The 13719-nt window shown below is 60.5% G+C and carries 11 protein-coding genes; 4 read left to right on the top strand and 7 right to left on the bottom strand.

Annotated elements, in window-relative coordinates:
* Positions 1 to 45 precede the first annotated feature (45 nt).
* The 7 genes from PMI11_RS01345 to PMI11_RS01315 form a co-directional block, all read right to left on the bottom strand.
* A complete protein-coding gene (locus PMI11_RS01345) occupies positions 46 to 1110 on the bottom strand; it encodes a LacI family DNA-binding transcriptional regulator (protein ID WP_007812493.1) in 1065 nt (354 codons plus the stop codon).
* Between the two features lie 58 nt (positions 1111 to 1168).
* Entirely contained in the window at positions 1169 to 1996 is an 828-nt protein-coding gene (locus tag PMI11_RS01340; RefSeq protein ID WP_007812492.1) for a DeoR/GlpR family DNA-binding transcription regulator, read from the bottom strand.
* A gap of 133 nt (positions 1997 to 2129) precedes the next feature.
* Positions 2130 to 2552 (bottom strand): RidA family protein, encoded by a 423-nt coding sequence (locus PMI11_RS01335; protein ID WP_007812491.1) that lies wholly within the window; start codon positions 2550 to 2552, stop codon positions 2130 to 2132.
* Positions 2553 to 2587: 35 nt separating this feature from the next.
* Entirely contained in the window at positions 2588 to 4240 is a 1653-nt protein-coding gene (locus PMI11_RS01330) for a hydantoinase B/oxoprolinase family protein (protein ID WP_007812490.1), read from the bottom strand.
* Positions 4237 to 6291 carry a hydantoinase/oxoprolinase family protein gene (locus PMI11_RS01325; protein ID WP_007812489.1) on the bottom strand — a complete coding sequence of 685 codons (2055 nt, stop codon included), beginning with the start codon at positions 6289 to 6291 and terminating at the stop codon, positions 4237 to 4239. Before PMI11_RS01325 ends, PMI11_RS01330 begins: the two co-directional genes overlap by 4 nt.
* A gap of 37 nt (positions 6292 to 6328) precedes the next feature.
* On the bottom strand, positions 6329 to 7642 hold the full coding sequence (locus PMI11_RS01320; protein ID WP_007812488.1) for an NAD(P)/FAD-dependent oxidoreductase: 1314 nt from the start codon (positions 7640 to 7642) through the stop codon (positions 6329 to 6331).
* 22 nt (positions 7643 to 7664) lie between these two features.
* Positions 7665 to 8378 (bottom strand): SDR family NAD(P)-dependent oxidoreductase, encoded by a 714-nt coding sequence (locus tag PMI11_RS01315; protein ID WP_007812487.1) that lies wholly within the window; start codon positions 8376 to 8378, stop codon positions 7665 to 7667.
* Between the two features lie 276 nt (positions 8379 to 8654).
* On the opposite strand from PMI11_RS01315, the gene PMI11_RS01310 reads away from it, so the two are divergent.
* From PMI11_RS01310 to PMI11_RS01295, 4 genes are read left to right on the top strand one after another with little or no spacing between them, the layout of a single operon-like run.
* The gene (locus PMI11_RS01310; RefSeq protein WP_037070550.1) at positions 8655 to 10364 is read left to right on the top strand and encodes an ABC transporter ATP-binding protein; all 1710 of its coding nucleotides are present in this window, start codon (positions 8655 to 8657) and stop codon (positions 10362 to 10364) included.
* Positions 10364 to 11335 (top strand): ABC transporter permease, encoded by a 972-nt coding sequence (locus PMI11_RS01305; RefSeq protein WP_007812485.1) that lies wholly within the window; start codon positions 10364 to 10366, stop codon positions 11333 to 11335. Before PMI11_RS01310 ends, PMI11_RS01305 begins: the two co-directional genes overlap by 1 nt.
* Positions 11332 to 12159, top strand: coding sequence for an ABC transporter permease (locus PMI11_RS01300; RefSeq protein WP_007812484.1), 828 nt, complete (start codon positions 11332 to 11334; stop codon positions 12157 to 12159). The genes PMI11_RS01305 and PMI11_RS01300 overlap by 4 nt, the downstream gene beginning before the upstream one ends.
* Before the next feature lie 27 nt (positions 12160 to 12186).
* Positions 12187 to 13716, top strand: a complete 1530-nt coding sequence (locus tag PMI11_RS01295; RefSeq protein ID WP_007812483.1) for an ABC transporter substrate-binding protein — start codon at positions 12187 to 12189, stop codon at positions 13714 to 13716.
* Positions 13717 to 13719: the final 3 nt, after the last annotated feature.

Below are 13719 nucleotides of genomic sequence, written 5' to 3'. Positions count from 1 at the left end.
AATGATCGCGTGGCGGGCAGCAGTGTTTGCGTTTCACCGTGCCGATTAGCGCGGATCAGCACTCGGACCGGTCCCCCTGCCACAGCTTGCTCTTACGAGCAGCTCGTAGGACAACAGCTGGGGCTCGGAAATTTCGCGGTCTTCTTCAATCAGGCGCAGGAGGGTCTGCGCTCCCAAAAATCCAAGCCGCCTGCGCGGCACGGAAATCGTGGTCAATGCTGGACTGAAGGCTTCGCCGACCGGATGATTGTCGAAACCGATGAAGGCGATTTGTTCCGGTACCTTTATCCGGCCCTCCTTGGCTACCTGGATTGCGCCGAAGGCGAGTTCGTCGCTGGCGCATAGGATGGCATCCGGCAGATGTCGTCTGCTGAGGATGGTCCGCATGGCCTCTCGCCCGGCGGAAATATCGAACGAGCAGAGATGTTGCACCTCGCTGTGTTCATGGAGGCCGGCTTGCCGCATCGCGTTTCGATAGCCTTGCGCACGGGCGGTGAAAATCGGGCTCTGTTCCGGCCCCCCCATGTGCAGGATGCGATTGCGGCCGAGAGAAAGCAGATACTGCGTCGCCTCAATTGCCGCCTTTTCATTATCGATTCCGACGAAGGCAATCGCCGGGTTTGCGACGGGCCTGGAGATCGCGACGATCCTGCGAGTGTATTGCGGAAGCTCTCCCAGCTCGGATGGCAGGCGGCCGTTGAGAAGGATGAGGCCATCGGCGGTCCCGGTAATCAGCTGCCGGGCGAGTGCAACTTCCCTTTCTTCGCTTCCTTTCGTGCTCCCGACGATGACGCCGATATTGTGTTCTTCGAGAGCCTCCTCGATCCCCAGTATGACGTCCGGATGGGAGAAAGCGGCAATGTTTGGAACAATGACGAGGATCTGGTTAGCTTTTCTGGAGCGGAGCATGCGAGCATTATGGTTCGCAACGTAACCGCTTTCCCTGGCGATCTCTGCAATTCGCGCACGTGTTTGCGGGGTCACGGCGGGCGATCCCGAGAGGGCCCGACTGACAGTGGATGGATTGACGCCTGCGAGCCGGGCGATATCAACGATCGTAATGCTCGCCTTGGCTCTTGCCGCCAGTCCTTTGGTTTTTGGTAGGGTCACGGGCGGTCAGCGCTACCGTTTGAAAGGGAATGAACGCTTCCCTGGTCATCTTGCAAACTCATTCAGGCTCCTCAACCTCGTCGACGTAGGGCGCGATGACGAGGTCCGCGACGACGGAAGCATATCTTGCCCGCTCCTCGGAATTGAGACCCTCGTCCGTAATGATGCGGTTGATCCTTTCGATGGGCGTAGTGCGATAAATCGCCCTGCTACCGAAGCGACTGCTGTCGATCAAAAGCGTCGTTTCGACCGACGCGTCGATCATGGCGCGTTGCAGCTGGACCAGTTCCAGTGACGTGTCGCTTGCGCACTCCGTATCGACTGCTTGAGAAGATAGGAACAGGTGATCGCAACGCAGCTCGCGAACGAAATTGATCGCCGTTTCCCCAAGCAGGGAATAGGCCCCCGGACGACAGATCCCGCCAGGCACCACGAGCTTGATATGGTCTTTGTTCACCAGGACATCTGCGACATGCACGTCGTTCGTTACGACCGTCAGCGGCGTTGTCAGTTCAGCGATGACATAGGCGAATTGATGCAGGGTTGAGCGGGAATCGATGAAGATGCTTTGCTCTGGCTGGAGGAGCTTTGCGGCCGCCACCGCGATGGCGCGCTTTTCTTCGACCGCCGTCTGGCGGGCTTCATCGACGAGCTGCTCGAAGGTCGTGTTGCGGCGAACACGGACAGCTCCCCCGTGGGTCCTTCTCACCACGCCCTGAGATGCGAGGAAATCGAGATCGCGGCGGATCGTCGAGATCGAGGTGTTAAGGCGCTTGGCGAGATCCTGGCTCGAAGCGACCTGGTTTGACGAAAACCATTCCATGATTTTCTCGCGCCGCTCGGCGGGCAAAAAGTCTTCCGATTGCGGTGTTTCCGTCTCAGCCAAGAGCAGACCCTCTTTCTTTCTCAATGGAGCGCGACCTTACAGAAACAGCAGGGAAACTGAAAGCAGGGGCGATCGATCGCCGCCTCTAATGGTCGACCGCCCGAGCGCGCCGGGCGGCCGATGATGATCGTCGTTACAGAGTGACGTTGATATATTCCGAGCCGGCGGCACCCACGCCCTTGTAGGCGGTCACCTCGATTTCAACGCGGAAATCCGGACCGCCAAGCGGCGGGCAGGTGACCGTGCTGCAAGGGTCGATGCCTCGGAACTTTTCGCCCACATAGGCCATAACGGCGGGAGCATCGGCAACGTTCGGAATGACGACGCGCGAACGCACGACGTCGGCAAGAGTTGCGCCAACCGCTGCAAGGGCGCCTTCGATATTATGGAAGCACTGCTTGGCCTGTTCGACCGGGTCGGTCGACATCTCGCGGGTCCTGTAATTGCGTCCGGCGGTGTTGGACACAAACACCCAGTTGTCGACCGCAACGACGCGCGAATAGCTTTCCTTTTCCTCATAGAGGCTGCCGGATTTGACTTTGGTCACCTTTACCACGGGTAAGATCCTTCCTTTGATGTGGGATTAAGCGATCAGGCGGTTGCCGCCCGATGGGGTTTTTGCTCGGCGCCGAGGTGGTAGACCCGTTCGGCAAATTCGGCCGTGATGCGCTCTTCCTTGATGTCGCGGCGAATGGCCTCCGGTGACCGGCCGGAGGGCGAGCCGTAACCGCCGCCGCCGGGGGTCACCAGCTCGACCACCTGTCCCGCCTTCAACTGCACGGTTCCCGGCAGGTTCTGCTGGCCGTTTCCGAAATCAAAATGCGAACCGGTGGCCTGCAGACCGCCTTCAAGTCCCCAGGGATAGACTGACAGCCGTCCACCTTCGACGCTGAACCGGCAATCGGCCTCGATGCGATAGACGCGCCGCAGCCCCATGCCGCCACGCCAGGTGCCGGCCCCGGCCGAGCCGTTGACGAGTTCATAGCGCAGGAGCGTCAGAGGATATTCGAGCTCAAGGGCTTCGACCGGAAGGTTGGAGGTATTCGTCATGTGGACATGGACGCCGCTCAGCCCGTCTGCTGTTGGACGCGCACCACCGCCACCGCCAATGGTCTCGAGATAGACCCAGAGCGAACCATCTTCACGTGTGCCAGTGAAGAGAGCGCCGGTGCAGGCACCATTGCCTGCGGCGGTCACCCTGCCGGGCAGAGCTTTCGCGAGCGCGCCCTGGACAAGGTCGGCAACGCGTTGGCAAGCGGCGATACGTCCGTCGACAGCGGCAGGGTGCTTGCAGTTGAGCAGCGATCCATGTGGCGCCTCCACGCTGATCGGCCGCGACAGACCGGCGTTCGGCAGGATGGTCGGGTCGATGACCGCCTTGACGGCATAATAGCAGGTCGCCAGCAGGGCCGTGTAGATGACGTTCAGGCCGGCAGGGACCTGCGGCGGCGCGTCGAAGGCGATGTGCATCGCATCGCCACTGATGGCGATGTCCACCTTGAGCTCCATGATATCGGAGAACTGGTTGCTGTCGAAGTAGTCCGTGAAGCTGTAGACCCCGTCGGGAATGGCGGCGATGCCGGCGCGCATCTTGCGCTCAGCATAGTCCTGGAGGGCGTCGCCGGCCGCCAGAACGAGATCCGCGCCGTATTTCGTGCAGAGATCCTGCATGCGCTGGACACAGAGCCGGTTGGCTGACATCTGGGCGCGCAGGTCCGACAACCGCTCGTGCGGGACCTGGCAGTTCAGCAGGAACATGTCCTGCAGATCCTTCTGCAACTGGCCTTGGCGATAAAGCCGAACGGGCGGGATACGCAGACCTTCCTGATAGATATGGGCGTGGCCGCGGTCGGCGAAGTCGGCGTGGTGAGCGGTGTTGACGGCCCATCCAACCATCGTCTCGCCATGAAAGATGGGTTCTGCGAGTACGATATCCGGCAAGTGCGTTGCGCCACCCTCGTAGGCGTCATTGCCCATGAACACGTCGCCCGGCTTGATATCGTCGGCGGCGAAGCGCTTGTTGATATGTGGAATGATGCCGATGAAGCTGCCGAGATGCATCGGAATGTGCTCGGCCTGGCACAGGGTGTTTCCGTGCCGGTCGAAGAGGGCGGTCGAGCAATCGCGCCGCTCCTTGATGTTGGTCGAGTAGCTGGCACGCACCAGCGCCTCTCCCATCTCCTCGACGATCGATGTCAGCGCACTGCCGATGACTTCCACGGTGATCGGGTCGATCTTGCTCATGCCCGTGTCTCCAGAATGAGGTTGAGATAGGGGTCGACTGTTGCCTGCATGTCCGGGAGGATGACGGTGGTGGTGTCCATCTGCTCGACGATTGCCGGACCGGCAATGCGGTTGCCTGGTTTCAGTTTTTCACGGGCATAGACAGGGCAAGGCAGGAAATCTTTGGCCTCATCCATATAGACCTGCCGCGAGCCGATGACGGCGCCGTCACAGGATGGGCCAGCATCCGGCAATGAGGCGAGCTCAGCCTTGTTGACGACACCGGCCGCTTCGAGCCGCAACGTCACGATCTGGATTGCCTCGCCCTCGGCGATGAAGCCGAAGCGTTGCAGATGAGCCTGCTCGAAGCCCTTGACCAGCGCGGCAAGAGTATCCGGTCCCACCGTGCTCGCGGGTACAGAGACCTGCAGTTCATAGTTCTGGCCAACATAACGCATATCGGCGGTCCGATTGATGACACGCCGCCCGGCCTCGATGTCTTCCTGATCAAACCAGGCTCCGGCCTGGGCTTCGAGCGCTTGGAAACCGCTGATCATGGGTTCGACCGCGTTCTCATCGACCTTCATCAGACGAGAGATGGCGAAGTCGGACCGCAGGTCGGTCAAAAGCAGGCCAAGGGCGCAGAGCGTGCCGGGCGTGAGCGGCACGATGATGCGGCTCATGTCGAGTTCCTTGGCAAGCCGGGCAGCGTGAAGAGGCCCCGCGCCGCCGAATGCCATCAGTGCGTAGTCGCGCGGATCATGGCCGCGTTGCACGCTGATCAGACGGATCGCCTTTGCCATGTTTGCCGTGACGACGGAAATGATACCCTGCGCCGTCTCCATCAGGCCGAGTCCGAGCTGATCGGCTAGGCGCTGCACGGCCTCGATCGCGAGATCGCGTCGGACCTTCATGCGTCCGCCGAGGATTTCGACCGGATTGAGGGTTTGCAGGACGATGTTCGCATCGGTGACGGTCGCCTCCGTATTGCCGCGTCCATAGCAGACCGGCCCGGGATCTGCTCCTGCCGAGCGCGGACCGACCTTCAAGAGGCCGCCGCTGTCGACAAAGGCGATCGAGCCGCCGCCGGCCCCGACGGTATGGATGTCCAGCATCGGCGCCTTGATCGGATAGCCATGCACATTGGCCTCTCCGGTGAGCTTGCAGATGCCGCCCTGCAGTAGCGCCACGTCGCTGGAGGTCCCGCCGACGTCGAAGGTGATGATATTGTCGAAGCCGGCCAGCCGTCCGACCGCCTGGGCCGCCACGACGCCGGTGCTCGGACCGGAAAGGACAGTGCGGACCGGAAGTTGCGCGGCCATGTCAAAACCGATGACGCCGCCGTTCGACTGGGTCAGCTGTGGGGCGACCGGCACGCCGAGTTCGTTCAGGCGTAGTTTCAGCCGATCGATGTAGCGCTGCATCACGGGACCGAGATAGGCATTCACGACCGTCGTCGACATGCGCTCGTATTCGCGAAACTCCGGTGCCACCAGATGCGAGGCACTGACGAAGACATCAGGCATTTCTTCGCGAAGGATGTCGACCACGCGCTGCTCGTGGGCGCTGTTTAAGAAGCCATATAGGAAACAAACCGCGATTGCCTTGACGTCCTCCTCGGCGAGCTTGCGCACGGCGGCGCGCAGCTTTTCCTCGTCGAGCGAACGATCCGTCGAGCCATCGCATTTGAGACGTTCGGGAACTTCCTGCCGACGGTTGCGGCTGACGAGGGTTTCCGGCTTTTCGGCGTTCATGTCGTAGAGGCTGGGGCGCTTCTGGCGGCCGATTTCCAACAGGTCGCGGAAGCCATCGGTGGTGATCAGCCCGGTTGCGACGCCTTTCAGCTCGATCAGCGCGTTCGTGGCGACGGTGGTTCCGTGACCGAGAAAGGCCACATGTGCCGCCGTGCTGCCGACGGTCGCGAGCCCTTCCGAGACGCCGTCTGCAATTCCGCGTGAAGGATCGTCCGGTGTCGACGGTACCTTCCAGATGTCGAGCTTGCCGGTTTCGTCGTCGAACAGGCAGACGTCGGTGAACGTGCCTCCGGAATCTACGCCAATTCTCAATGCCATGTCTTCACCCTCTGTGGCCAAGGTTTTAGCGAGCGGATCAGGCTGCCTTGGTCTTCTTGAAACGATCGAAACGGAATGGCGCGGGATCAACGCAGGGTCGCGCGCCGGTGACGATGTCGGCCATCAGCTTTCCAGCACCCGGACCGATGCCGAACCCATGCCCGGAGAAGCCGCTGGAAATGAAGAAGCCGGGAATGCCGCCGACCGGAGAGATGACCGGAACCGCATCCGGCGTCACGTCGATCAAGCCGGCCCAGCTCTGCGTGATCCGGCTCTCGGCAAAGGCCGGAAATGCCTTGACCAGATGTGCAAGGCCCTCCCGGTTGAAGCGCTCGAAAGGCACGGGATCGAGAATACGCACCTGTTCGAAGGGCGTGATCTCGTCTGGAGCCCAGCTGCTGGGGGTCCGCCACTCTTCGATGAACCGATTGCCCACGCGAAGTTTCAGCTCGCGCCAGCTCTTGATTAGGGTTGGCACGAAGTCGGCAAACAGGCGGAAGCTGTCGGGCACGATGGGCGCAATATTGGCGTTGCGCATGGCAATCGAAAAACTGCCGTCTAATCGTCGCCGGAAAGAGAAATTGTCCGCGCCGACCGGCAGCTCGGGCACGCCCTCTACCGAGGTGGCCCGTGCCACGGAACCGAGGATCTTCAGCTGCGGAAAATCAATCCCCATGTTTCCGCTGAAGAGCCGCGACCAGGCGCCGCCGGCCAGGACGACCGAGGAGCAGGCGATACGTCCGCGTTCGGTGATCACACCGCTGACAGCACCTCCCGAGCGCTCGATGGACCGGACCGCGCAGCCCGTCATCACGTGGGCGCCGGCGCGGATGGCGCCACGGGCAATCGCCGGCGCTGCCTTGAACGGTTCGGCACGGCCGTCGGTGGAGGTATGCAGGGCAGCGGTGAACCCTCCGGTCATGCCGGGCAGGTGCTGGCCCAATTCCTCGCTTCGCAGCAGTCTGGAATCGAGGCCGAAATCGCGAGCATGCACCAGCCAGGCCTCGTATTCTGCTTCTTGGCGCGCGTTGCGGCAAAGATAAGCGATGCCGGTTTGCCGGAATCCGGTTTCCTCGCCGGTGCGAGCGTTCATACCCTTCCACAGAGAAAGGCTCTCGATGGCGAGGGGCAGTTCGGAGGGGTCACGACCCATCTGCCGCACCCAGCCCCAGTTGCGACCCGACTGCTCGCCCGCGACAAGACCTTTTTCGCAAACCGCGACGGATACACCGCGTTCGGCCAGCTCCAACGCAGTCGAGACGCCGACGATCCCGCCGCCGATGACGACGACATCCACCTTTGCCGGCAGGGCCTGCGTGGAGGGGACGGCGTCGGGAATAATACGTGACATGGTTCTATCTCGCCGGCACTGATCAGAGCATGTCTTCGAGCCGGCAGTTCACCAGCATCTCAGCCATTGCTGCATTGTTGGGAAGCTCGATCGCAGTGCGCACGAGCGAGGCCAGGGTTTCCGGCTGGATCATCTCATCAGGGGTGACCTTGTTCGTATAAGAGCTCATTTCGGTGCGCACGAAGCTCGGACATATGGCCGTTGCGCGCACGCCCTTTTCCCAGGCGACATGACGCGTCGTATGGGTCAGCCCCATCAGCGCGAACTTGGTCATGTTGTAGCCGACGAAGGCGTTTCTGACCCTCTTTCCGGACAGCGAGGCTACGTTGATGATACGTCCGGTGCCCGTCGCTTCAAGATAGGGCATGCAAAGACGGGTGAGGCGCAGTGGCGCCTTTACATTGACGGCCCAGAGCCGGTCGAGCGCCTCGTCGTTGTCGTCCATGAGCGACACGCGCTCGCCGAGGCCGGCATTGTTGACGAGTGCGTCAATCCTTTGAAACTTCGCGGCAGCAGCAGCCACCCATTGCTCCGCCGTTGCCGGATCGTAGGCATCGAAATGCGCATAATGCAGCCGATCGTTTTCCGGGCCGAGCTGCGCCTCCAGCGCCTTCACGTCGCGGGCGCCGAGGCTGAGGCGATAACCATGTTCGACGAGTTCGCGGGCGATTGCGAGCCCAATGCCGCGGCTCGCCCCTGAAATCAGCGCCACGCGTGGGTGATGTTCTGGTGTCATTGTCCATTCCCCCTGGCGTGACCGCCCGGTTGTGCATTCGTTTGCATTGACGGTAAGCGGGCTTTTCATTTCTGACAAGCCAGAATTTGGTAGAAATCTCAAAAAAAGCTTCAAAAACTTCCATTCAAGAAAAGTTTCTCCCAAAATACAAACGTATGCTTGACGGAGTTTGGCGCTTTGTGCCTTAATAATTCAAAATATGCGCATAAGCGCTCAAAAACTACGGGAACAGGCTCTCCGGCAATGGAGGGCAGAAATCGCAGATCGGATCGCGGTATGCCGGGTAGGGAAATTCTGAGAATCGACAATCTTTCCGTCGCCTTCAAGACGGGCGAGGGGCTGCGCGCCGCTGTCAACGGCGTGTCACTTTCGCTGACGTCAGGTGAAATTCTGGGTCTCGTCGGCGAAAGCGGCAGCGGGAAAACCATCCTCTCGCTGGCTGCGATGGGCCTTCTGCCGCGCAATGCGGTCGTGACGAGCGGACGTGTCGACTTTGCCGGCGCGAATTTGCTGACGGCGCGGCCCGACGTTCTACGAAAGCTGCGCGGCAAGCGCATCGCGATGATCTTTCAGGATCCGATGGCATCACTCGACCCGGTGTTTTCCTGTGGAAGCCAGATCATCGAGGCGATCCTGCTGCATGAGCGGGTGAACCGCCGGCAGGCAGGCGAACGTGCCTACGATCTGCTGGCCCGAGTCGGGATCGCCGATCCGACGCGCTGCATGCGCTCCTATCCTCACGAACTCTCGGGCGGACAGTGCCAGCGTGTCATGATCGCCATGGCGGTCGCCTGCAAGCCGGATGTGATCATCGCCGATGAGCCGACGACAGCCCTTGACGTCACGGTACAGAAGCAGGTGCTTGGTCTCCTGCGCAGCCTCAACCAGGAAATCGGCGCCGCCATTCTGCTCATCACGCATGATCTAGGGGTCATCTACGAGGTCGCCGACCGCGTTGCCGTCATCTATCGTGGTGATCTCATGGAGGAGGCCACCACAGGCGATCTCTTTGTGTCGCCGCGCAGCGCGTACACCAAAGCGCTGATCGCCTCGATGCCGTCTGTCTCCGCACCGAAGAGCCGTCTCCCTGTGATTGGCAGGGATGACCGCGGTGCGATCTCAAGTATCGTCGAGGCCCGATCGGCGCCTAAGGTGCGACCTGCGTCGGAGCCGGAGGGCGCAACGTTACTCAACATCCGGAACCTGACAAAGACCTTCTGGACTCGTGAGAGCGCCCTTTCAGCGCCGCAGGCCTTTCGCGCTGTCGACGACGTCAGCCTTGCGATCCCGGCCCGCTCCACGCTCGGTCTTGTCGGTGAATCGGGCTGCGGAAAATCGACCTTGTCTCGGCTCGTCATGCGTTTGATGGAACCGGACAGCGGCTCCATCGAATTTGAGGGGCGCGATCTGGTCTCGCTTGACCGCGACCGATTGCGTGCAGCGCGTCGCGACTTCGCCCTGGTGTTCCAGAACCCTTATGGCTCCCTCAATCCGCGACAGACGGTGACCGACCTTGTCGCCGCGCCGATCGACATCCACCAGAAGGGACGCGATCGTGAGGCAACGGTCGCGAAGCTTCTCGACGCCGTCGGTTTGCCCCGCAACGCCATGCGCCGTTATCCTCACGAGTTCTCGGGTGGCCAACGTCAGCGCATCGTCATCGCCCGCGCTCTTGCCCTCAACCCGAAGCTTTTGATTTGCGACGAGGCCGTCTCGGCGCTCGATGTGTCGGTTCAGGCGCAAGTCCTCAATCTGCTGCAGGATCTGCAGGACGAATTTGACCTGACTTACCTGTTCGTCTCGCATGACATGTCCGTAGTCCGCCACGTCAGCGATACGATCGCGGTGATGCAGAAGGGCAAGATCGTCGAAACTGGCCCTGCCGCAGACGTCTTCGACAATCCCAAGGCTGAATATACCCGTACGCTTCTCAGCGCCGTGCCGAAGATCGGCACCGTGCAGCTAACCGCTCTGGAGGCGCGTTGATGGAGACCCTATCGACATTTGTCATCACGCTGGGATCAAGGCTCATTACGGCACTCGTCCAGCTATGGGTCATCGCGACCCTCGTATTTTCCATCATGTACATCATGCCGGGCGATCCGGTGCTGTTGCTGCTGGGGCCAGAGAGCAATCCCTCTCCGGAAACAGTTGCCGCGATGCGTCAGCAACTGGGTCTCGACCAGCCAGTCCTGTCCCAATATCTCAAATGGCTCGGCAATGCCGCCACCGGCGATCTCGGCAACTCTCTCGACGGTGTTCCCGTCGTCGAGTACGTGACCTCCAGCCTTCCCAAGACCATCGAGCTTGCCAGTGCTGCGATCGTCCTTGCCGCCATCATCGGTGTGCCGGTCGGCATTGCGGCCGCCCTGCGACGCGGACGTTTTCTCGACGGTCTTTTGACGTCGCTCTCGACACTCGGCATTTCAGTGCCTGTCTATATTCTCGGGTCGCTTCTTGTTCTGCTGCTGAGCCTCCAGCTCGGATGGCTGCCTTCGAGCGGCTACACCGACATTTCCCGAAACGCCTTCCTGCATTTTCAGAAGCTGACCTTGCCGGCAGTTACTCTCGGCCTCGGGCTCGCCGCTTCGATCGCCCGCATGACGCGTTCTTCGATGTTGGAGATCCTGGGTCGCGATTTTGTGCGGTCTCTGCGGGCGAGGGGAATGCGCGAACGCCGCGTGATATGGATTCACGTCCTTCGCAATGCGGCGATCCCGATCGTGACGATCATCGGTCTGCAACTTGGCAACCTGATGGGTGGCACGGTCCTGGTCGAGGCCCTCTTCAACTGGCCGGGATTGAGCACTCTTCTCGTCACGGCCGTTTCGAACCGCAACTATCCCCTGGTCCAGGGAAGCATCCTGACCATCGCGGCGTTGTTCATCCTGATCAATCTGTGCGTCGACATCCTCTACAGCCTGCTCGATCCACGCATCCGCCGGAAACGCGCATGAAGACGACCTTTCTTTTTCGCCGACCGCTCGTTGCCTCCAGTCTGCTTGTCGTGACGGTGGTTCTCGCGATTGCACTGGCGGGGCCTCTTCTCGCCCCGCACGATCCGCTCGCCATCAACCAAAACGCGGTCAATCAGGCGAGTTCGACGCAATACCTGCTCGGCACCGACGAGTTCGGTCGCGATATCTTATCGCGTCTCCTAGTCGGCATCCGCCCGACGATCCTGGTGGCGGTCATCTCCACTATCATCGCCGCCATAGGCGGCACGGCCTGCGGCATCGTCGGCGCCTACAGTCGGCCGGTCCTGGCCTTCTTCGTCATGCGTGGCGTCGATATCATGCTGAGTTTCCCGGCAATCCTGCTTGCCTTGCTCGCCGTCGGTTTCTGGCGCAGCGGCGTCGTCAGCCTCAGTGTGGTCATCGGCATCATCTTCATCCCGCAATTTGCACGCGTCGCGCAATCGGCGACCCTGCAGGTGATCAGGCAGGAATTCGTCGAAGCCGAGCACGCCATGGGCGCGCGTTATCTTCGCGTCGTCTTGCGGGCGATCCTGCCCAACATTCTGTCGCCATTGGTCGTTCAGGCGACATTGACGATCGCAGCAGCGATCTTGCTCGAATCCGGCCTGAGTTTTCTCGGTCTTGGCATCGTGCCGCCCGAGCCATCATGGGGGCAGATGATCGGGACGGCGCGCGGCTATCTCAGCCAGAATCCCATGTATGTTGTCTGGCCCTCCGTGTGCCTCGCGCTCACCGTTCTCGCCATCAACGTACTCGGCGATGCGCTTCGCGACCATCTCGATCCGAGACTTCGCGAAAACTGACAATCTTCAACAAAGAAAGGGAACATCATGAAGAGAATTCTCCAAATGGCTCTCGCTGTGAGCCTTCTGGGTCTGACCGCGACGAGTGCGCTCGCAGGCGGCACCCTTTACTTCGGCCTTTCGGGAGAGCCATCGACCCTCGACACTGTCATCCAGCCCGGTACGTCCGGCCGCACAGTCAAGCTGGCGATCCATCGCGGGCTTGTAAATTATGGTGTCGACGGCAAGATCACGCCTGAACTTGCCGAAAGCTACGACATCAGCCCCGACGCAAAGGAATTCACTTTCCATCTGCGAAAGGCCACCTTCCATGATGGTTCTCCCGTAACCGCTGCCGATGTGAAAGCCTCTCTGGAGAGAATTCTCGACCCTAAGGGAAAAGCCGCTTTCCGCAACGAGCTTTCGATCATATCCAAGATCGAAACGCCGGACGAAAAGACCGTGAAGCTGATCCTTTCGAGCCCGTCGGTCGCGCTCGTCGACTATCTTGCGCTGCCGGAATCCGTCATCGTGCCGGCGGCGTGGCTCGCAAAGAATGCCGATAATCCGACCGCCTCGCCGATCGGTGCCGGTCCCTTCAAATTCGCCGGCTGGACGCGCGGGCGGGAGATCGTCGTCAAAAAATATGACGGCTACTACAAGCCCGGCAAACCGGATTTGGACGAGGTCCACTACGTCTTCTACAGCGACGAGAATACGCGCGTGAACGCGCTGAAATCGGGCGACGTCGATATCATCGATTATGTTCCGGCCAAGGACGCTGCCGATCTTGAAAAGGGACCCGATACCGAGCTCTTGCGGAACACTGGCCCGTTCATGGGACTGCAGTTCAATACAAAATTCGAGCCGTTTTCGAAGCCGGAAGTTCGCCAGGCAATCGCCTACGCGGTTGATCGCAGCGTGATCATCAATACCGCCTTCAATGGCCTGGGCAGCCCGATTTACGGCATTGCCATTCCGAAGGGCTATATGGGCTATTCCGAAGCCAAGGCGAACTATTTCTCGCATGACATTGAGAAGGCCAAGGCACTGCTCGCCAAGGCAGGGTATCCGAATGGCTTTGAGGCGCGACTGCTCGCGTCATCGCAATATAGCTTCCATCAGAATACGGCGATCGCCATTCAGTCGGAGCTTGCAAAAATCGGCATCAAGGTGAAGCTCGACCTCCCGGACTGGGCAAGTCGCATGGCAAAGGCAACCGCTGCAGACTACGATTTTACCGTACTCGGCAGCCTCGGCGAGATTACCGACGCCGACTGGCTGAGCAATTACTATTACGGCGGCGACAAGCTCGTCCGAACCAACAATTCCCCGTACTTCAACGATCAGCAGATCAACGAGTTGCTCGACAAGGGCAGGGCAACCACCGACAAGGGCGAGAGAGCGAAAGTCTATGACGCCTTCGTCGATAGAGCGCTCGAATTGTCGCCGCTCGTTTACTTCATGTGGCGCGAACAGAACTACGCCGTCAGGAAGGGTGTAACCGGTTTTACGAACATGCCCGGCTTCCTGACATTCCAGTCGGGTCTCAGCATCGAGAACACCAAAGTCGAATGAACG

It is taken from the genome of Rhizobium sp. CF142, assembly GCF_000281145.1.
In the GTDB taxonomy this organism is placed as follows: Bacteria; Pseudomonadota; Alphaproteobacteria; order Rhizobiales; family Rhizobiaceae; genus Rhizobium.
This window is presented reverse-complemented; position numbering and strand designations above follow the sequence as displayed.